This is a genomic window from Micromonospora sp. NPDC049139 (genome assembly GCF_055586845.1).
On record NZ_JBVJHK010000014.1, the window covers coordinates 17808 to 36532 of the forward strand.

The window sequence follows — 18725 nt, forward strand, 5'->3', positions numbered from 1 at the left end:
TTGTGGCAAGATCGCGGGATGCTACGACTAACCGACTTCATCATCGATTGCCCGGACACGATGAAGCTGGCAGCCTTCTACTCCGAGGTGACGGGGCTCCCGGTCAAGGAAGGCAGTAACGAGAACTGGGCCGGTATCCAGTTCGGCGAGATCGAACTGGCCTTCATCCAGGTGGAGGACTACCGCGCCCCGCAGTGGCCCGACAGCGAGCACCCCAAGCAGTTCCACCTCGACTTCGAAGTCGACGACATCGAGGCCGAACAGCGCCGCATCCTGGCCCTCGGCGCGACCCTGCAGCGGGACTGCGTCGGCCCCGACGGCTACGGCTTCCGCGTCTACGCCGACCCCATTGGCCACCCCTTCTGCCTCTGCCGCAACAAGGGTGTCATCTGGACCGATCAGGGCCTCATCTGGCCCAAGCGCGACTAGGGTCTGTCGAAGTCGGCTACAGCCATTCATTGATGGCGGCGAGGTGGATGGCGGCTTCGTAGCGGACGGCGAGTTTGTCGAAGCGGGTGGCGACGGCCCGGTTGCGTTTGAGCCGGTTGATGCCGCACTCCACAGCGTGTCGCTGCTGGTAGACGTGCGCGTCGAATGCCGGTGGGCGACCGCCCCTGGATCCCTTGGCCCGCCGGTTCGCGTCCTGGTCGGCCTTGCTCGGGATCGTCGCGGCGATCCCGCGGCGGCGCAGGTAAACCCGGTTCGCCTTCGACGTGTACGCCTTGTCGGCCAAGACCCGGTCCGGACGGGTCCGCGGGCGGCCGGTGGTCAGGCGTGGGACGCGGATGGCGGTCAGGACCGGGTTGCCACCGGCGGCGCAGGTCGTGGCCGCGTGCGGGGAAACCCAGCGAGCCGGGTCGCCCGGCTCCCCTGCCGGGCCCTGATCAGCCGCTGCACCAACTCCCGCAGCCGACCGGCGTTTCGGCCGTAGGGGCGATCCCGTAGCGGTCGGAAACAACGCATCCGCCAGGAGGTGGAGAGGACTGGGACCGGTGGCGACGCGAGTCGTACGGCCAACGCGACCGCAGGACGATGCCGCGGGGGTGGCGGCTGCCTACCGTCGTGGCTGTGGGAGAAAGCCCTGATGGCGTGGCGGAGCCTCGCCGACCTGTCCGGACGCGTTGGCGGCGAGCGTTGCTACGGATTGTCGCTGGTCTGGTAGTCGTGTTCGCGGTGGTCAGCGGCTCCGGTTGGGTCTACGAGACGCTGTCGAGGCGGGCCGACGGTCAGCGGTATCCGGAGCCAGGCCGGTCGATCGATATCGGGGGGCACCGGCTGCATCTGAACTGCAGCGGATCGGCCGACAGCGCGCCGACCGTGGTGTTCGAAGCAGGGCTCGGCGAGTCGTCCACGACGTGGGCGACGGTGCAACAGATGCTGACCGACCCCTCGGCGACCGTGCGGATCCGGGCATGCAGCTATGACCGCGGCGGCTACGCGTGGAGCGATCCGGGGCCCGGTCGGCGCGACGCCGGGCGGCTGGCCGAAGAGCTACACACCCTCCTGGACAAGGCGGGCGAACACGGGCCCTACGTCCTGGTCGGTCATTCGCTGGGTGGGTTCGTGGTACGTCTGTTCGCTGACCGTTGGCCAGGCGAGACCGCGGGTCTGGTGCTGGTGGACGTCACCGACGAGCGCCAGACCGGGACGTTGAAGGCGAGCACCCCTGTCGTTCGCGCGCAGATGGCAGCCTTCCAGTTCGCCGCGCGGATCGGTGCGGTGCGGCTGGCCCCGGGGATCGCCGCGAGCACCGGCGCTCCACGGGCGGTGCGTGAGAACGCGGCGGTCGTGTATCGGAGCACCAGCATGGCAGCCGCCGCCAGCGAAGCCGAGGCCTCTGTGGACAGCGCCCGTCTGGTGCAGTCAACGGTACGGCCCGGAGCCTGGCAGGACCGTCCGGTGGTGGTGATCTCCGCAGCCGGCCAGTCGCGCGAGGTGCTCGAGCGTCACGCCCAACTGGCCGCGCTGTCCAGCCGAGGACAGCACGTGGTCGCCGACACGACCGACCACTACGTTCATTACCACCAGCCGCAGTTGGTTGTGGACGCGGTGCGACGAGTCGTCCTTGGACCTGCGCTGTAGCGACCGTCGACCTCGGAGTGGTCGGTTCACAAGGCGTCAGCGGGGCAACAACCCCTGGCTGCCGGCAGCTGCCGGCAGACGGGGCTGCGTTGCTGCGGCTTGTCGCTGGTCTGGTGGAAGCGTTCGCGGTGGTCAGCGGCTCCGGTGGGCCTACGAGGCGCTGTCGAGGCGGGCCGGAGGCCAGCGGCACCCGGCGCCAGGCCGATTGATCGATAGCGGGGGCACCGGCTGCATCCGAACTGCAGCGGATCGGCCGACAGTGCGCGGACCGTGGTGCTCGAAGATCGCCGCGAGCACCGGCGCTCCGCGTCCGAAGGGGAACCTCATAGAGGTTCCGTGAACCAACCACCCGGCTGCATCCGTGCCTCCATAGACGCACGCGTTAGGCGCGTCCAGGCGCAACTGATTCATGGCAATGTCCCACTACCAGGTCCTAGGAGCCCAGATGACAGCTTTGACTCGCATGCGCAAGGTGTGGCGGCCGGTCTTGATCGGCGCCCTGGTCCTGGCAGGGTTGGCCACCGCCGCGACACCGGCAAGCGCAGCGAGCACCAACCGGACCGGACTCTGCAACAAGTCAACGACCTACTCGTCGACCCTGGAGTTCCCCTATCGTGGCGGGTTCACCAGCAATCTGGTAGGGCCGGGCAAGTGTTGGAGCATCACGCTCGCCGCCGGCAGCACTGAGCCTGTCTACGTGTATGCCCACGGCAGCGGCGCGACGGTCTTCCTCGGCTCGAAGACGATCAAGACGGGCGAGCACAACGTGTTCCGGACCTACGGCACGATCTACTCGCCCTCCTTCACCTTCTCGCACTAACTGACGGCCGGAGAGGCCCCGCGTGCCCCTCTGGCGCGGGGCCAGGGCGAATCGCGTAGTCGGGCGGTAAGGCTCTGAGCAGGAGGTTCGTGGGGCGGCCCCTGATCGTCTCGAACAACGGCCGCAACGGTTTCGGCCCGACTCTTCCCCTGACCCTGGTCAACGTGAATAATCCGAGGCCAACCCATGTTGTTGTGCTCGCGGGCCAGGGTGCCGGACGGTCCCGATGGTCAGCCATGCAGCCCGAGAGGGCTCAGGGGCGCGCGTGCGCCGCGATGACGCACGTCGGGACGCGACGTCCTGCTGGGCTGCCAGTTCACGTCGGATCTAGACGACCATGTGGACGCTCCCGAGGAAGGATTCGGAGACAGGTGACCACGGACAGCTCGGTCCAGTCGGGCGGCATCGACCCCTCGGTCCCCACTGCTGCGGGCATGTACGACTACTACTTGGGCGGCAAGGACAATTCCGCAGCCGATCGCCGAGCCGCGAACGAGGTGCTCGCAGCGGCTCCCGAGGTGATTCTCATGGCACGGGAGAACCGTGGGTTCATCCAACGTGCAGTGCGTTTCCTGGCCCGCGACGCGGGCATCCGCCAATTCCTCGACATCGGCAGTGGCCTGCCCACCCAGGGCAACGTCCACGAGATCGCCCAAGCTGAGGCGCCGGACGCCCGCGTGGTCTACGTCGACAACGATCCGAAGGTGCTGGCCCGCTCGCGCGCCTTGAAGACCACCGAAGCCAAGACCACGAGCGTGATCACGGCGGACCTGCGCGACCCGGACGTCATCCTCAACCACCCCGACACCCGGGCGCAGATCGACTTCGACCAGCCGATGGCAATCCTGCTGGCCGCCGTCCTTCACTTCATCGACGACGAAGCCGACCCGTACGCGATCGTCGCCCACCTCCGCGACGCCATGGCCCCGGGTAGCTACCTTGTCATCAATCACGCCACCGCCGACGCCAGGCCGGACAACGCTGGTGGCGCCGCAGCGGTCTACAAGAACACCAAATATCCGTCCACACACCGCACGCGCAGTCAAATCGAACGCTTCTTTGACGGCGTAGACCTCATCGACCCCGGCCTGGTGTTCGTTTCCGAATGGCGGCCCGACACCGAAACCGACATCAGCCCGGAGGAGGTCTGGATCCTCGGCGGCGTGGGCCGAAAGCCGACTGTGGACTGATCTCGATCGTTCACGGATCTGACGGGTCTGCTCGCGTTCGGGCCCGCGACGACTTCCGGACCGGAGGCCGCCTCTGTCGGGTCACCAACCCGGTGAGCGCTCCTGGTCGGCGTACGAGGCGGAGGACAGGAGACCCACCGCGCCCGTCACCGCGAGGTGGCGGGCGGTCTCGGCTCGGATGCCCTCGGCGGCGAGCACTTCCCGCTGCTCCCCCGTGTAGCCGATGCAGTCGAGAAAGACCACGTCGGCTCCGCCCGCGGTGACCCTTCGTCCGGCGGCCGCCACCTCGTCGAGGCCCGCCGTGTAGGGGTCCACGGCTGCCGCGACGACCGGGCGGCCCAGGCGCCCCTCCCACCGCTGCCGGATGTCCGTCAACTGCTCCGGCACGGGGCACAGGACACCCAACCGCCCCTCACCGACGAGGCGCACCATGAGGTCGTGGGCGAGGTCCTCCGCGTGGAGCACCGGCACCGACGCCGGACCGTGCTCGACGCGGCCGGTACACAGCACGAGGACGGCCCCGCAGTGATCGGCTACGCAACGTCGGAGAGCGCCGTCAAGCGCCGGGGCGATGCTCGTCGCGCCGAGGCGGACGCGCGAACCGTCCCGCAGCCGGGAAACAAGGGTACGCTCCCCGCCGCGTGGTTCGAGCCGGGCGATGCCGTCCGCGTCGAGGAGGTCCAACGCCCCGTGTTCGACCCAGTCGACGCCGGAGAGGGCAGCCTCGACATCGGGGATCAGGTCGACGCGGGGGGCCTGGCCGATCGTGACGAGACCGAGCGTCGGCCTTACGCTGCGCGCCCCGCCCGCAGCCGGTTCGTGCATCACGCCACCTCCTTCTCGGGCAGGTCGGCCGCCGCGACGCCACGCTCGACGATGCGGCGCCGCACGGCCCGATCGACCCGGGCGGTGGGGTCGGCGATCGGGATCGCAGCGAGGAGCGCCTTGGTGTAGGGGTGCTGCGGCGCCGTGAAGATCTGCTCGACACTGCCCTGCTCGACGACGCGGCCCTGGCTCATGACGACGATCTCGTCGGCCATCATCTCGACGACGGACAGATCGTGCGAGATGAAGACGTACGTGAGCCCGAGGTCCCGCTGCAACTGCTTCATGAGGTCGAGCACCTGGGCCTGTACCGACACGTCGAGTGCCGACACGGGCTCGTCGCAGACGACGAGGCTCGGGTTGAGGATGAGGGCCCGTGCGATGCCGATCCGCTGGCGCTGCCCCCCCGAGAACTCGTGCGGGAAGCGGTCGATGTCCTCCTCCCGCAGGCCGACCGTCTCGAGGACGTCGACGATGCGGGCGCGGATCGCCGCGTCGTCGAGGTCCGTGTGCAACCGCAGCGGCTCGGCGAGGGCCCGGTGGATCGTCCACCGCGGGTCGAGCGAGGCGTACGTGTCCTGGAAGACGATCTGCATCTCGGAGCGGAGCCGACGCAACTCGTCGTCACTCGCCGCGAGGAGGTCGACCCCGTTGAAGGTCACCGCGCCCGACGTCGGCTCGTGCAGGCGCAGCAGGGCCCGACCGGTCGTCGACTTGCCCGAACCGGACTCGCCCACGATGGCGAGCGTGCGGCCACGGCGGACCCGGAAGGACACGCCGTCGACGGCTTTGACGGTATCGGCCGGACGTCCCAGACGGCGGCGTCGCCCGGTGAAGGTCTTCGTCAGGTCGGTGACCTCGAGCAGCACCGGCGCCTCGTCGTCGGATGCCGAGGGAGCGTCCGTGCCCGCCTCGACGCGAACCGGCCCCGAGCCGTCGGGCGCCGCGCTGTTTTCGGCGAGCGCCTCGACCGCCTCGATGACGTGCTCGTTGGCGGAGGGGATGAAGCTGAGCAGCCGCTTCGTGTAGTCGGCCTGCGGCGCGGCGAAAAGCTGCTCCGTCGGCGCCGTCTCCTGCAGTTCACCGCCGTACATCACGGCGACCCGCTGGCAGGTCTGGGCGACGACGCCGAGGTCGTGCGTGATGAGCAGGACCGCCGTTCCGTGCTGCTCCTGCAGGTCCATGATGAGGTCGAGGATCTGCAACTGGGTCGTGACGTCGAGCGCGGTCGTCGGCTCGTCGGCGATGAGCAGCTTCGGCTCACACGCCATGGCCATGGCGATCATGACTCGCTGGCGCATTCCACCGGACAACTCGTGCGGGTACCCGGCGAGGACGCGTGCGGTGTTGCGGATGCCCACCATGTCGAGCAGTTGGCCCGCTCGGTCCGCCGCCTGCCGTCTGCCGAGGCGCAGGTGCTGGCGCAACGGTTCGGTGAGCTGGTCACGGATCGTGAAGACCGGGTTGAGCGCGGTCATCGGCTCCTGGAAGATCGTCGCGATCTCCTTGCCGCGGATCCTGCGCATCTGCCGGTCCGACAGCGCGGCGAGGTCGCGCCCGTCGAAGCGGATGTGCCCGCCGGTGACGTGCGCCTGCCGCGCCGGCAGCAGTCCCGTGATCGACATGGCGGTGACGCTCTTGCCCGAGCCCGACTCGCCGACCAGCCCGACCATCTCGCCTCGCGCGATGGTCAGGTCGAGGCTCCGGACCGGGTGGATCGGGCCGCGCGACGTGTCGATCCGGATCGAGAGGTTCTCGATCGACAGCAGGGTCTCAGCCATGTCCGTGCTCCTTGTTCCGTATGCCGCTGGGCTCGGTCCCGCGTGCCCGCTCAGGCGTGCGCGGGGCTCTTCCCGCTCGTCTGCAGGTGGGTGGCCGGGCCGTAGAGGCTCTCGAGGAGCGCCGCCTGAGCCTCGTCGTGGAAGGACACCGCACCCGCGGTGAAGCCCTTGGCGACCTCGACGGCGAAGCGCGCGGCCAGTGCGATGTCGACCTCGTGGCTCGCGCCGGTCGCGCAGCCGGCGACGGGCGTGACCGTGGTGATGGCGACACCGACGACGGGCGCGGCCGTCGCGACGGCCGGCTGGAGGATCGAGTTGAGGTGGTGCAGGCCGTTGCCGTACGGCGTGATGTCCTGCGTCGACAGCGGAAAGACGACGGCCGGCTCCCCCGACACGGTCTCCAGGACGCTGACGAGGTCGGTGCTGGCGGGGAGGATGTAGCCGGCGCGGACCGTCGGGGAGATGGCGATGCCCCGGTGGTTGATGAGGCGGTTGCCCTTCGTGGTGTCGATGGACAGGACGGCGTCCATCTCCGACGTGACCTCGTGCTCGTTCATCGCGGTGATGTCGACGGGCGAGTCCATGAAGGGCACGGGGTCGTGCGGGCGGGTCGGCGCGTCGGGGCAGATGTGCGTCGAGATGACGACGTCGCCGGGCAGGATGTCGCCGCGGGCGTGCATCGCGAGGAGCTTGGCGGCCGTGGCGACGGCGGCGGTGGCCCCGTCACCGTCGGACACGTAGCCGATGAGTTCCGGGCGGGCGCCGAGGCCGCCGAGGCGCCCGACGACACCGAGCGTCGGGGCGTCGCCGCCGACGGTCTTGCCGCGGCTGCCCGGGACGATGACCTGGATGAAGTCGGTCGAACCGAGCTCGCCCGCCACGGTCTCGACGGTGATCGAGCAGGCGTCGTCGCCGAGGGTGCGCAGGTGCTCGGCGACGAGCTTGCCGGACGCGTCGGGGCGGTCGAGGAGGTCGAGGGCCGTGAGGACGTGGGACAGCATGATCATTCGCTTTCGACGGCGGTCTCGGCGACGCCGAGGTACCGGAGGGTGGTCAGGGCGTAGGTCTTCGCGGCGAGGACGACGTCGGCGACGGGTGCCCTCTCGTCGAAGCCGTGGATGGTGGCCAGCTCCGCCGGCCCGTACTGGAGCACGGGGATGCCGTGGCTGCGGAAGGTGCGGGCGTCGGAGGACGCCCACTGGAGCACACCCTCCGCGGTGGGGTCCCCGGTCAGTTCGCGTAGGGCCGCGACGAGTTCGGCGACGATGGGGTCGCTCGGCAGCGTCCAGTTCGGCTCGCTGCGGAAGCCGGTCGGCTCGATCGTCGCCTCGATGCCCGCCCCGGCGAGCAGCTCGTCGACCCGGGCGAGGACCTCGGCCCGCGACAACCCGATCGGCACGCGGGTGTCGACGTCGACGACGCACCGGTCCGCGACGACGTTGGAGGAGGTGCCACCGTGGATCGTGCCGATGTTGACGGTGACGTGCTCGAAGACGGCGCCGATGCCCGGACCGTAGCCCTCGCGTTCCTCGGCGAACGTCTTGGACCGCTCGATGAGGTCGACCACGTCCTCGGGCGGCGACGGCTTCATGTCCCAGAGCTGCTGCAGGGCGATGACGGCCCTGGCCGCGAGCAGGTTCGCGCTGACGCCGTGCAGCGGCTGGAGGCTGCCGTGCCCCGGCTTGCCGTCGATCGTCATCCGGAACCAGTTGCTGCCCTTCTGGCCGATCGTCGGGTGCGTGCGTTCGGCGGGCTCGGCGATGATCGCGCCGGTCGCGCCGTCGAGGACCCCCTGGTCGAGGAGCCAGTCCGCCCCGCGCGAGCCGCCCTGCTCCTCGTCGGGGACCGCCGCGAGCGACAGCTTCCCGGCGAGCGGGACACCGAGGCGGTGCAGGACGACGAGCGTGTGGATGACGCCGGCGAGGCCGGCCTTCATGTCGCTCGCCCCGCGACCGCGGAGGTAGCCGTCGACGATGTCGCCCGCGAAGGGGGGAAACGTCCAACGGTTCAGGTCACCGACGGGAACGACGTCGGTGTGACCGGCTAGCACCAGGTGGCGCGCCGTCGTGGGGTCGTCGTCCACCGCGGCGTTACTCGCGGCACGGTGGACGACGATGCTGAGGCGACCATCGCCGGCGTCGTGGACCTCGGGGTCGAGGCCCTGGGCGCGCAGGTGGTCGGCGATGAAGTTGCCGACGTCCGTGCAGTCCCCCGGAGGGTTCTCGCTCGGGATCCGGATGAGGTCTCCGGCGAGCGTCAGCAGTTCGTCCTGGGTGCGCTCGATCTCGTCGAGGACCCGGGTCTCCCAGGCGGGGGATGTCGTGGTCAAGTCGGGCTCCAGGTGTCGTGTTCGCCTGCGGGAAGTCGGATTCGCGGTGGTGTGGAGGAGGCGGCCGCCGGGCGCGTCGGGATGGCGGTGGGCCCGGCGGCACGCCTCTCCTATCGGCGTCAGCCCTTGTTGCTCAGCTGGAAGAAACGGATGATCCCGTCGGGGTACGACGTGTACCCCTGCACGCCCGCGCGCTGCGCGACGACGATGTTGTACTCGTAGAGGTACGCCCACGGCGCCTGGGTGTTGATGATCTCCTGCGCCTTGCCGTACAGATCGTTCCGGACGTTCTGGTCCGTCTCGGTCGAGGCCTGCTTCCAGAGGTTGTCGACCTCGGGACTGTTGAAGTTGACGTAGTTGCTCGTGCCGTCGCTCGTCAACAGGAGGCCGAGGTGGTAGCCCGGGTCATTGACGAAGGAGGTCCAGCGGCTGATGTAGGCCTGCACCTTCTTCGTGGCGAGCGCCTCGAGGAACTGCGGGCGCGCCATCTTGTTGATGTTCATCGTCACGCCGATCTTCGCCAGCTCGGCCTGGATGAGCACGGCGTCGTCCGACCAGTCCTCGAAGCCGCTGCCGAGGGTGAAGTCGAAGCTGAAGCCGTTGGGGTAGCCGGCCTCCGCGAGGAGCGCCTTGGCCTTGTTCAGGTCGTACGAGTAGACATAGCCGGCGTCGGTGAAGCCCGGGGTCGAGCTGGCCACGGACGAGCGCATGGGCGACGCCTGGCCCTTCATGACGTCGCTGATGAGCTTGTCGTACGGAATCGCGTACGAGACGGCCTGCCGGACCTTCGGGTTGTCGAACGGCTTGATGGCGTTGTTCATCCCGAAGAAGAGGACCTTGTTGCTGGCCCGGGAGTCGATGGCGACGCCGGACTGCTTCGACAGCGTGCCGACGTCCTTCGCCGGCACCTCGAGCGCGATGTCGACCTCGCCCTTGGTGAGGAGCTGCACGCGGTTGCTCGCCTCGCCGATGAACTTGGTGTTGATCTTGCGCAGGGCCGGCTTCTCACCCCAGTAGGTGTCGTTACGTTCGAGCACGGCCTCGGTCGCCGGGTCCCACTTCGTCAGCCGGTAGGGGCCGGAGCCCGCGGTGTGCGTGTCGAGCCACTTGCCGCCGCCCTCGGCGTTGACCTTGTCGATGTTGATGATCGAGAACGAGTACATCGGCAGGATCTGGAGGAAGAGGTGGTTCGGCGCCTTGAGGTCGATCTTCACCGTCTGCGAGTCGATCGCCGTCACGGTGTCGATGCCGGCCATGCCGTACAGGAAGCTCGCCGAACTCGACTTCTTGATGAAGTCGAACGTCTTGACGACGTCGTCGGAGTCGAGCGCCGAGCCGTCCTCGAACTTCACGCCCTGCCGCATGGTGAAGGTGTAGCTCTTCGAGTCGGTACTCACCTTCCACGACTCGGCCAGCATCGGCACGATCGTGTCCGTCTTCGCGGTCGGCTTGCCGTCGACCGTCGTGCGGTCGTACGTGACCAGTTGGTCGTAGGCCGCCACGACGAACGTGTCGGAGGTGACGTCGTTGGCCTCGGCGGGGTTGAGGGTCTTGCCGCCTTCGGAGTAGGCGGCGACGAGGGTGTCCTTGGCGGTCCCATCGGCCTGCGAGGAGCCGCCCTGGTTGGCGTTGGCTCCACAGCCGGCTGCGACGAAGATGACGGCGACCGCGGCGGCCAGGGTGGCGCTGCGCTTCACGCTGTTCTCCTTCAGGTCAGGGTGGGGGTTGGGGTGGGCGGATGGGCTGGCGTCCGTGGCAGGTCCGCACCGGGTCATCGGCTCGTCCGCAGGCGCGGGTCGAGGACGTCGCGAAGGCCGTCGCCGATCAGGTTGAAGCCGAGAATCGAGGTGGCGATGGCGATGCCGGGGAAGACGGTCATCCACCACTCGCCGCTGATGATGTAGCCACGGCCGTCCGAGATCATGACGCCCCATTCCGGCGTCGGCGGCTGCGCGCCGAGGCCGATGAAGCTGAGCGAGGCGGCCGTGAGGATCGCGTAGCCCATCCCGAGGGTCGCTCGGACGAGGATCGGGGCAACGGTGTTCGGGACGATGTGCCGGATGAGGATCGTCCGGTCCCGCAGGCCGATGGCGCGCCCGGCCTCGACGAAGTCACGCTCCCGCAGCGAGCGGGTCTGGCTGTAGACGATGCGGGCGAACTCGGGGATGCCGACGACGCCCACGGCGACCATCGCGCTCGCCAGGCCCGGGCCGAGGGCGGCGGCGATCGCCATGGCCAGCACGAGCGACGGGAAGGCGAGGAGCACATCCATCACCCGCATGAGCACCGCGCTCACCGCGCCGCCGACGAAGCCGGAGATGGCGCCGATCGGAACACCGACGAGCAGCGAGATCCCGACGGCGATGAGCCCGGTCCAGAGGGAGATCCGCCCGCCGGCGAGCACCCGGGCGAGGATGTCGCGGCCGAAGTTGTCCGTGCCGAAGAGGTGCGCGCCAGAGGGGGGTTCGAGAAGCCCTCCGGCTCCGGTCTCGGTGGGCGAGTACGGCAGCAGGTCGGCCACCAGAGCACCGATGGTCCAGATCGCGATGAAGACGAGACCGACCATCGCCAGGCGGTTGCGGACCAGGAGGCGCCAGGCGGTGGTGGGCCTGGCGGTCGCCCGGTCGGACGACGCGACCCGGTGGCCCCGCGCGGTCGCGGACACGGTGGTGTCAGGCATTCTCGATCCTCGGGTCCAGGCGGCCGTTGAACAGATCGACGCAGAGGTTGACCGTCAGGTAGATGACCGCGGCGAGCAGGGTGAAGGCCTGGACCGGCGCATAGTCGGTGGCGAGCACGGACTGCACGACATAGGCGCCGATGCCCGGCCAGCTGAAGACCGTCTCGGTGATGACCGCGCCGCCGAGGAGCTGGCCGAACTGGAGGCCGACGACGGTCACGATGACGGGGGCGGCGTTCTTCAGCGCGTGCTTGAGGATGACCTTGGCCGGCGGCAGGCCCTTGGAGCGAGCGGTGCGCACGTAGTCCTGGTTGATCACCTCGAGCATCTCGGACCGCGTCATCCGGGCGATGATCGCCGTGCTCCCGGTGGCGAGGCACAGGGCCGGCCAGATGATGTGGGCCAGCGACGACTTGAGCGCGACGAGGTCACCGGTCAGGAGCGAGTCGAGGACGTAGAGCCCCGTGATCGACGTCGGTGGGTTCACGTCCTGGGCGATGCGGCCCAGCGGGGCCGGCTCCCACCCGAGCCGGTTGTAGAAGACGAAGATCACGATGAGGGCGAGCCAGAAAAGCGGCATCGACGCTCCGACCAGCGAAAAGATGCGGCTGGCGTGGTCGACGGGCCGGTCGCGGCGCGTCGCGCTGATGACACCGATCGGGACCCCGACGAGCAGCGAGATGAGGATCGCCACGATGGCGAGCTCGACCGTCGCCGGCAGCCGGGAGGCGAAGTCCGTGAGGACGGGCTGCCCGGTGTGCCAGGCGAACCCGAAGTCTCCGGCGAAGAGGCCGCGCACGTAGGAGACGAACTGGGCGACCAGTGGCTGGTCGAGGCCCATCTCGGCACGGATCTTCTCGACGGTCGCCGGGTCGGCCTGCTCCCCGGCGAGAGTCCGGGCCGGGTCACCGGGCAGGACTCGCGTGAGAAGGAAGATGCAGAGCACGACGCCGAGGAGCGCCGGGATCATCGCGAGGACTCGTCGCACCACGTGGTTCACGGCCACCTCCAATCTGCGCTTTGTTGGGTCTGACCTGGTCTTGGCGCCACCCAGGATTCGTCCGCCCCGCACCCATGCGCAATACCTTCTCTGTATATGAGAGGGCGTCTCGAACTGGATCGGGGTGCGGTAGGTTCTCACACGTCCCACCCATCCCGGAGGACCCATGTCAGACGCTCGCCCCCGCTCGCCGCTCCAGACCGTGGACCGCGCCCTGGAGGTCCTTCTGTCGTTCACCGAGCGGCGTCGCGACTGGGGCGTCCTGGAGCTTGCCGAAGCCTTCGCCATCGACAAGTCGACCGCACAGCGACTCCTCGCCGCGCTCGCCGCGCGCGGCTTCCTCAACGCCGATCCGGTGACCCGGCGCTACAGCCTCGGACCGACGATGTGGCGGATGGCCGCCGTCTGGGAGCGCACGGGAGGGCTGGCCGCCCTGGCCCAGCGGGTGCTCGAGCCGCTCGCCTTCCAGACCGATCGCACCGCCATCTTCGCCGTCCCGGACGGGCTCCACGTCCGCTGCGTCGCCGCCGTCAACGGCGGTGAACCGCTGCGCAGTCATCCGCTCGTCGGCGAGCTGTACCCGGCCAACGCGGGAGCCACCTCTCGCGGCTACTTCGCCTTCCTCGACAGCAACGAACGGCGCGCCCTCATCTCCGGTCGGGTCTTCGCCACGTTCACGGAGCTGACGAAGATCGACGAGCACCAGCTCGAACGGCTCTTCGTCGAGACCGTCGCGCAGGGCTACGCCTACTCAGAGGGCGAATACGACTACGCCACCAGGGCGCTCGCCGTTCCCATCATGCTCAGAGGGCGGCCCGTCGGCTCGCTCAGCCTCGGCGAGAGCAAGCATCCGGCGCGCCCGGACGACATCCGGGACCACCTGCCCGCACTACAGGCCGCCGCGGAGCAACTGTGCGCCCTGCTCGACAACCGGGCGAACTCGGCCGCCGCAGCCCGGCAGACCACGACGGTCCGATCCCACTGAACGCCGCGCCGGCGAGCCAGACCGGCCGCATCGAGGAGACACCATGACCCAGGGCCACCAGAACCTCCTGCTCCTGTCCAACTCGACGGCGCCGGGACGGGCCTACCTGGAGCATGCGCGCGACGCGATCCTCCAGGCACTCGACGGCCGGCGCTCCATCGTGTTCGTCCCCTTCGCACTGGCGGACCACGACGGCTACACCGACACGGTCCGTCGGGCCATGGAGCCACTCGGCATCACCGTCCGAGGAGCACACGAGGGCACGCCACGCGACATCGTCGCCGACGCCGAGGCGGTCTTCGTCGGCGGCGGTAACACCTTCCGGCTCGTCAAGGCGATCCACGAGCTCGACCTGATCAGCGTCGTGCGCACCCGGGTGTCCGAGGGAATGCCCTACATCGGGTCGAGTGCCGGCACCAACGTCGCGACGCCGAGCCTGCGTACGACGAACGACATGCCCATCGTCCAACCGCCGTCCTTCGAGACCTTCGGCCTCGTGCCCTTCCAGATCAACCCCCACTACCTCGACCCGGACCCGGCCTCGACGCACCAGGGTGAGACCCGGGAGGAGCGGCTCACACAGTTCCTCGAGGAGAACGACGTCCCGGTACTCGCCATGCGCGAGGGCACCTGGCTGCGGGTGAGCAACAGTTCGATGCGTCTCGATGGCGTGGCCGCGGGAGGGCGGGTCTTCTGCCGCGCCTCCGAGCCCGTCGAGGTCACGAGCGGCGCCGATGTGACCTGGCTCGTCGACAGAGTCGCTTCGTTCGATGTCGGCCGCTGAGGTCGATCAGTCGGACATCCTGGAGATCTACGGGACGCGCCTCAGGTCCGGTCCTGCTCCAGCCGGGCGGCGGGAGCCTGCTGGGCCTTGAGGGCGGACGTGAACGCCTGGACCGTGGGATGGCGCGTTGCTCCCCGCCGTACGGTGGTGAAGATCTGCCTTCTGGGACGGTCGTGGAGCGGGTGCGAGACCACGTTGTGCCGGTCACCCGCACCTGACAGGTCGGGAAGCAGGGCGGCGGCGAGGCCGTTCTCGACGAGTCGCAGGTGGATCTGCAGGTCGGTGGAGGTGTAGCGGACGTCGGGCTCGAACCCCGCCTGTCGGCATGCCGCCGTCGCCCATTCCCGGGCGGTGCTGCCGACGGGCTCCATCACGAACGGACGCGACGCCAGTTCGGACAACGACCGCTCGCTCCACACGGCTGGCGTGATGAGCCGAAGTTCGTCGGTGAGCAGGTCGCGCCGCTCGGTCTCCCGGGCCCGCGGCAGGGGGTGGCCGGGGTACTCCTCGCCGAGGACGATGTCGAACTCGCCGGCTACGAGGGCGGGGTGAGCGACCTCGGGCTCGAGCTCGGTCACCTCGACTCGCAGCCTCGGGTGTTGCTGCGCGAGCTGGGTGAGGGCGTACGGCACGAGCCTGAGGACCGCGGTCTGGAAGGCGGCGACCCGCAGCGTGCCGACCGTTTCGTTCAGGGACTGGGCGAGTGCGGCCTGGGTGCGTTCCATCTCCTCCAGCAGCAGCTCGGTGTGGGCGACGAGGAGGTCGGCCTGGGCGGTCAGCCGGACCCGGCGGCCGGCTGGCTCGAGGAGGCGCACCCCGGTCTCCTTCTCCAGCGCGGCGAGCTGCTGGGAGACCGCGGACGGGCTGTAGGACAGCGCCTCCGCGACCGCGGTGATGGTGCCTCGACGGGCGAGCTCGCGCAGCAGTCGTAGGCGTCGAAGATCAAGCATCGAGCCTCCAAAGCATCAGGTTTGCTTCACATTATCTTGCTGGTTTCCGCGCTGGACCTGATGAGTTGTGGTGGGGACGATGGTCCGCATGATGTCGTGGTACCGGTCGCCGGCCGCTCGTAACTGGACCAGCTCGTTCGCGCCGGGTGACGCGTACGCGTTCCACCGGTCGTTGCCGGGGTACACGCCCACGCCGCTGGTTCCGGTCCCCGACCTGGCCGGCGAGCTTGGGGTCGGGCGGGTACTGGTGAAGGACGAGTCGTCGCGACTCGGGCTCCCGGCGTTCAAGGTGCTCGGTGCCTCCTGGGCCTGCCGCCAGGTGCTTCAGCAACGCCCCGGCGCCACGCTGGTGACCGCGACCGATGGCAACCACGGTCGTGCCGTCGCCCGCATGGCGGCTCACTTCGGTGTCGAGGCGACCGTGTTCGTGCCGGAGGTGATGCTGCCGGAAACCGCCGCCCGCATCACCGGGGAGGGCGCGAAGGTCGTGTGGGTGGGCGGAGACTACGACGCCGCGGTGCGTCGGGCAGCCGAGTTCGCCGACGAGCATCCCGACCGGGCACTGGTCCAGGACACCGCCTGGGACGGCTACGAGCAGGTGCCTGCCTGGATCGTGGAGGGCTACCAGACGCTGCTGGAGGAGGTCGACGCCCAGCTCGAGGGGCCACCGGACCTGGTGGCGGTCCCGGTCGGGGTCGGGTCGCTGGCTGAGGCGGTCGTGTGGCACTACCGACGCCCGGGCACCACGCATCCGAGCGTGCTCTCGGTCGAACCCGACGCCGCGGCATGCGTGCTGACCAGCCTGACCGCAGGCCAACCCGTGACGGTGCCGACCGCGGCGACGTCGATGGCCGGCCTGAACTGCGGCACCATGTCCCGCTCCGCCTGGCCGGTGCTGCGTGCGGGCTGCGACGCAGCCGTGGCCGTCACCGACGACGAGGCGCTCCGCGCCGTCGACGACCTCGGTCGGCTCGGTGTCTCCTCCGGCCCGAGCGGCGCGGCCACCCTGGCCGGCGTCCGGGCCGTCCTCACCGACCCCCAGCGGCGTGCCGCCCTCGACCTCGGCCACGACGCCGTAGTCGTCCTGCTCAGTACGGAAGGACCCGTTCGATGACCCGTACCGTCCGGATCAACCGCGACCGGCTCTGGGCCTCCCTGATGCAACTGAAGGAGATCGGCGCCTACCACGACGAGGCGACCGGGCTGCGCGGAGTCCGGCGTCTGGCGCTGACCGACGCTGACGCCGAAGCCCGCCGCCGATGCGTGCAGTGGATGCTCGAGGCCGGGCTCGAGGTGCGGGTCGACCGCATCGGCAACGTCTACGCCACCCGCCCGGGCCGCGACCGGTCCCTGCCGTGCGTGCTGATGGGCTCCCACATCGACACCGTCGCCACCGGCGGAGCCTTTGACGGCACCCTCGGTGTGCTTGGCGGCATCGAGGTGATGCGCACCCTCGACGACGCCGGCATCTCGACCCTGCGCGACATCGAGGTCGGATTCTTCACCGAGGAGGAAGGCGTCCGGTTCGGCACCGACATGCTCGGCTCGGCCGTGACGGCCGGACGCATCCCGCTCGACCACGCCCACAAGCTCACCGACGGGGACGGCCGGACCGTCAAGGAAGAACTCGTTCGCATCGGATTCGACGGCGACGCCCACGAACGGCGCGCCATCCCGTACGCCTACATCGAGTGCCACATTGAGCAGGGCCCCGTCCTCGCCGACGCCGGCGTCGACATCGGCATCGTCGAAGGCGTTCAGTCCATCTCCTGGCAGCGGCTCACCATCTGCGGTGAGGCCGCCCACGCCGGCACCACCCCCATCGGGTCCCGGCACGATGCCGGCCTGGTCGCAGCCCATGTCGTGGTCGAGGCCCGACGGATGTGCGACAGCGGCGACTTCGGACAGCTTCGCGCCACCATCGGGAACTTCGACATCGGCGAAGGCCAGACCAACGTCATCCCGCACCAGGCCACCCTGACCATCGACCTGCGCAACCCCGACAACGACCAGATGACCTCCGCCGAGCAGCACCTCGCCGGCTACGTCGACACGCTCGCCGCCCACCACGGCGTCCAGGTCGGTTGGGAACGGATGGCCAGGACCGCCGTCGTCCCGTTCCACCCCGGCATCCAGGAGGTGCTCGCCGCCACCGCCGACGACCTCGGTCTGCCGTACGTGCGCACCATGTCCGGCGCCGGCCACGACGCCCAGGAGATCTCCGCGATCTGCCCCACCGCCATGGTGTTCGTCGCCGGTGAGAACGGCGGCATCAGCCATACGCCCCGCGAGTACTCCAACCCGACAGCCTGCGGCAACGGCACCGACGTCCTCGCCAACGCCGTACTCCGACTGGCGGACCAGCCATGACCGTCCCGGACCTGCGCGACGCCCTTCTGCCCATCGGCCCGGTCGACCCCGGCCTCGACCACCGTCACTTGACGACCGAGCGCAACCGGCCGTACAGCGTCTCCGACATCGAGATCGCCGTGGCCAGGTCCGGTTCGCAGATCTCCAGGTAGTGGCTTCCGCGGGCCACGTAGAGCTGGTACTGCCGCACGGTGAAGTCCCCGGCGGGCTGGTTGACCGCCGTGACGGTTCCCGCGCCCTCGTCGCAGGTCCAGCCGACCGCCACGACGGCCGACGCCGCCTCGATCGAGCAGCTGTCCGCGACGAGCTGGTCGAACTGCTGCTGCGTCAGGCCGGTGAACGTGATGGTCGACTGCAGCCCGTACGTCGCGGCTCCGTCCAGCGCCGGCACGGGCACCTCGGCCAGTGTGATCCTGGCGCCGACCTTCAGTGACCGCCAGGTCATGCTGCCGGACGTACAGGTGCCCGCGGCCTCGCGGAGCCGGGCGAGATCCAGCCCCTCGGGCAGTTCCTCGACGGTCGCGGTGAACCTGCCCGTGGCGCCCTTGTCGGCGTCGCGCCGGCTGCCGACCTGGATCCAGCCGCCGGCGACCCGACTCTGCTCGCCGATCGCCAGCTGCAGGGAGCCCAGGCAGGCCACCGGCGAGACGGTGACGTCGGGGTCGGGCTCGAACAACTTGCCCGCGTCGGCCAACGACATCTCCACGAGTTCGGTGCCCGCGGGGTGTTCGGCCTTGGGCAGCAGGACCTCACGGAGGCGCTCGTCCAACAGCACCGGCGCGGCCGGGCCGGCCGCCGCTGCCGCCAGCGTCGCCCGCTCGGCCTCGGCGGTGCGGTGGTTCCCCACCACGACGACCAGCACAGCCGCCACCAGCAGCAGCGCTGCGCCGGCCGCCGTGAGGGCACGACGAGTTGTCAGCATGGCACGC

17 protein-coding genes and 1 pseudogene are annotated in these 18725 nt (G+C 69.5%); 8 read left to right on the forward strand and 10 right to left on the reverse strand.

The genetic code is table 11. The features are described from left to right. The first annotated feature begins 18 nt into the window (after nt 1–18). Nucleotides 19–429 (forward strand): VOC family protein, encoded by a 411-nt coding sequence (locus tag ACZ6Q9_RS22165; RefSeq protein ID WP_393263621.1) that lies wholly within the window; start codon nt 19–21, stop codon nt 427–429. A gap of 16 nt (nt 430–445) precedes the next feature. On the opposite strand, the pseudogene ACZ6Q9_RS22170 reads toward ACZ6Q9_RS22165, so the two are convergent. Further along, nucleotides 446–802, reverse strand: a pseudogene (locus ACZ6Q9_RS22170) (transposase); the annotation flags it as partial. Between the two features lie 362 nt (nt 803–1164). On the opposite strand from ACZ6Q9_RS22170, the gene ACZ6Q9_RS22175 reads away from it, so the two are divergent. The 3 genes from ACZ6Q9_RS22175 to ACZ6Q9_RS22185 all read left to right on the forward strand — a co-directional run bounded on the left by ACZ6Q9_RS22175 (nt 1165) and on the right by ACZ6Q9_RS22185 (nt 4092). Next, nucleotides 1165–2082 (forward strand): alpha/beta fold hydrolase, encoded by a 918-nt coding sequence (locus ACZ6Q9_RS22175; RefSeq protein WP_396829514.1) that lies wholly within the window; start codon nt 1165–1167, stop codon nt 2080–2082. 445 nt (nt 2083–2527) lie between these two features. Then, on the forward strand, nt 2528–2902 hold the full coding sequence (locus ACZ6Q9_RS22180) for a hypothetical protein (protein ID WP_393263625.1): 375 nt from the start codon (nt 2528–2530) through the stop codon (nt 2900–2902). A gap of 371 nt (nt 2903–3273) precedes the next feature. Further along, nucleotides 3274–4092, forward strand: a complete 819-nt coding sequence (locus ACZ6Q9_RS22185) for an SAM-dependent methyltransferase (protein ID WP_393263627.1) — start codon at nt 3274–3276, stop codon at nt 4090–4092. 81 nt (nt 4093–4173) lie between these two features. On the opposite strand, the gene ACZ6Q9_RS22190 is transcribed toward ACZ6Q9_RS22185, so the two are convergent. The 7 genes from ACZ6Q9_RS22190 to ACZ6Q9_RS22220 form a co-directional block, all read right to left on the reverse strand. Continuing rightward, nucleotides 4174–4917, reverse strand: coding sequence for an AroM family protein (locus tag ACZ6Q9_RS22190; RefSeq protein ID WP_393263840.1), 744 nt, complete (start codon nt 4915–4917; stop codon nt 4174–4176). Beyond that, nucleotides 4917–6698 (reverse strand): ABC transporter ATP-binding protein, encoded by a 1782-nt coding sequence (locus ACZ6Q9_RS22195; protein WP_393263628.1) that lies wholly within the window; start codon nt 6696–6698, stop codon nt 4917–4919. The genes ACZ6Q9_RS22190 and ACZ6Q9_RS22195 overlap by 1 nt, the downstream gene beginning before the upstream one ends. Before the next feature lie 50 nt (nt 6699–6748). Beyond that, nucleotides 6749–7699: a DUF1177 domain-containing protein gene (locus ACZ6Q9_RS22200; RefSeq protein ID WP_393263630.1), complete on the reverse strand. Its 951-nt coding sequence runs from the start codon at nt 7697–7699 to the stop codon at nt 6749–6751. 2 nt (nt 7700–7701) lie between these two features. Then, nucleotides 7702–9027, reverse strand: coding sequence for a M20 family metallopeptidase (locus tag ACZ6Q9_RS22205; RefSeq protein ID WP_396829513.1), 1326 nt, complete (start codon nt 9025–9027; stop codon nt 7702–7704). Between the two features lie 119 nt (nt 9028–9146). Continuing rightward, on the reverse strand, nt 9147–10724 hold the full coding sequence (locus tag ACZ6Q9_RS22210) for an ABC transporter substrate-binding protein (RefSeq protein WP_393263633.1): 1578 nt from the start codon (nt 10722–10724) through the stop codon (nt 9147–9149). Between the two features lie 74 nt (nt 10725–10798). Then, nucleotides 10799–11707 carry an ABC transporter permease gene (locus ACZ6Q9_RS22215; protein WP_393263634.1) on the reverse strand — a complete coding sequence of 303 codons (909 nt, stop codon included), beginning with the start codon at nt 11705–11707 and terminating at the stop codon, nt 10799–10801. After that, nucleotides 11700–12707 carry an ABC transporter permease gene (locus ACZ6Q9_RS22220; RefSeq protein ID WP_393263635.1) on the reverse strand — a complete coding sequence of 336 codons (1008 nt, stop codon included), beginning with the start codon at nt 12705–12707 and terminating at the stop codon, nt 11700–11702. The genes ACZ6Q9_RS22215 and ACZ6Q9_RS22220 overlap by 8 nt, the downstream gene beginning before the upstream one ends. Before the next feature lie 166 nt (nt 12708–12873). Here ACZ6Q9_RS22220 and ACZ6Q9_RS22225 point away from each other — a divergent pair, with 166 nt between their 5' ends. Together ACZ6Q9_RS22225 and pepE are read left to right on the forward strand one after the other, a co-directional pair. Beyond that, nucleotides 12874–13692, forward strand: a complete 819-nt coding sequence (locus ACZ6Q9_RS22225; RefSeq protein ID WP_393263636.1) for an IclR family transcriptional regulator — start codon at nt 12874–12876, stop codon at nt 13690–13692. Nucleotides 13693–13735: 43 nt separating this feature from the next. After that, on the forward strand, nt 13736–14476 hold the full coding sequence (gene pepE / locus ACZ6Q9_RS22230; RefSeq protein ID WP_393457010.1) for a dipeptidase PepE: 741 nt from the start codon (nt 13736–13738) through the stop codon (nt 14474–14476). Between the two features lie 41 nt (nt 14477–14517). On the opposite strand, the gene ACZ6Q9_RS22235 is transcribed toward pepE, so the two are convergent. Next, the gene (locus tag ACZ6Q9_RS22235) at nt 14518–15426 is read right to left on the reverse strand and encodes a LysR family transcriptional regulator (protein ID WP_396829512.1); all 909 of its coding nucleotides are present in this window, start codon (nt 15424–15426) and stop codon (nt 14518–14520) included. Between the two features lie 88 nt (nt 15427–15514). Between ACZ6Q9_RS22235 and ACZ6Q9_RS22240 the strand changes: the two genes are divergently transcribed. Together ACZ6Q9_RS22240 and ACZ6Q9_RS22245 are read left to right on the forward strand one after the other, a co-directional pair. Next, nucleotides 15515–16540: a pyridoxal-phosphate dependent enzyme gene (locus ACZ6Q9_RS22240; protein ID WP_396829511.1), complete on the forward strand. Its 1026-nt coding sequence runs from the start codon at nt 15515–15517 to the stop codon at nt 16538–16540. Beyond that, nucleotides 16537–17796 (forward strand): M20 family metallo-hydrolase, encoded by a 1260-nt coding sequence (locus tag ACZ6Q9_RS22245; protein ID WP_393457019.1) that lies wholly within the window; start codon nt 16537–16539, stop codon nt 17794–17796. Before ACZ6Q9_RS22240 ends, ACZ6Q9_RS22245 begins: the two co-directional genes overlap by 4 nt. Nucleotides 17797–17860: 64 nt before the next feature. On the opposite strand, the gene ACZ6Q9_RS22250 is transcribed toward ACZ6Q9_RS22245, so the two are convergent. Continuing rightward, nucleotides 17861–18718, reverse strand: a complete 858-nt coding sequence (locus ACZ6Q9_RS22250; protein ID WP_393457022.1) for a hypothetical protein — start codon at nt 18716–18718, stop codon at nt 17861–17863. Nucleotides 18719–18725: the final 7 nt, after the last annotated feature.

What these genes read in the sequence shown, in the direction of transcription:
- ACZ6Q9_RS22165 (WP_393263621.1), top strand. Translation starts at nt 19, where the DNA reads ATGCTACGACTAACCGACTTCATCATCGATTGCCCGGACACGATGAAG.
- ACZ6Q9_RS22180 (WP_393263625.1), top strand. Translation starts at nt 2,528, where the DNA reads ATGACAGCTTTGACTCGCATGCGCAAGGTGTGGCGGCCGGTCTTGATC.
- ACZ6Q9_RS22190 (WP_393263840.1), bottom strand. Translation starts at nt 4,917, where the DNA reads ATGCACGAACCGGCTGCGGGCGGGGCGCGCAGCGTAAGGCCGACGCTC.
- ACZ6Q9_RS22195 (WP_393263628.1), bottom strand. Translation starts at nt 6,698, where the DNA reads ATGGCTGAGACCCTGCTGTCGATCGAGAACCTCTCGATCCGGATCGAC.
- ACZ6Q9_RS22200 (WP_393263630.1), bottom strand. Translation starts at nt 7,699, where the DNA reads ATGCTGTCCCACGTCCTCACGGCCCTCGACCTCCTCGACCGCCCCGAC.
- ACZ6Q9_RS22215 (WP_393263634.1), bottom strand. Translation starts at nt 11,707, where the DNA reads ATGCCTGACACCACCGTGTCCGCGACCGCGCGGGGCCACCGGGTCGCG.
- ACZ6Q9_RS22225 (WP_393263636.1), top strand. Translation starts at nt 12,874, where the DNA reads ATGTCAGACGCTCGCCCCCGCTCGCCGCTCCAGACCGTGGACCGCGCC.
- pepE (WP_393457010.1), top strand. Translation starts at nt 13,736, where the DNA reads ATGACCCAGGGCCACCAGAACCTCCTGCTCCTGTCCAACTCGACGGCG.
- ACZ6Q9_RS22235 (WP_396829512.1), bottom strand. Translation starts at nt 15,426, where the DNA reads ATGCTTGATCTTCGACGCCTACGACTGCTGCGCGAGCTCGCCCGTCGA.
- ACZ6Q9_RS22240 (WP_396829511.1), top strand. Translation starts at nt 15,515, where the DNA reads ATGATGTCGTGGTACCGGTCGCCGGCCGCTCGTAACTGGACCAGCTCG.
- ACZ6Q9_RS22245 (WP_393457019.1), top strand. Translation starts at nt 16,537, where the DNA reads ATGACCCGTACCGTCCGGATCAACCGCGACCGGCTCTGGGCCTCCCTG.
- ACZ6Q9_RS22250 (WP_393457022.1), bottom strand. Translation starts at nt 18,718, where the DNA reads ATGCTGACAACTCGTCGTGCCCTCACGGCGGCCGGCGCAGCGCTGCTG.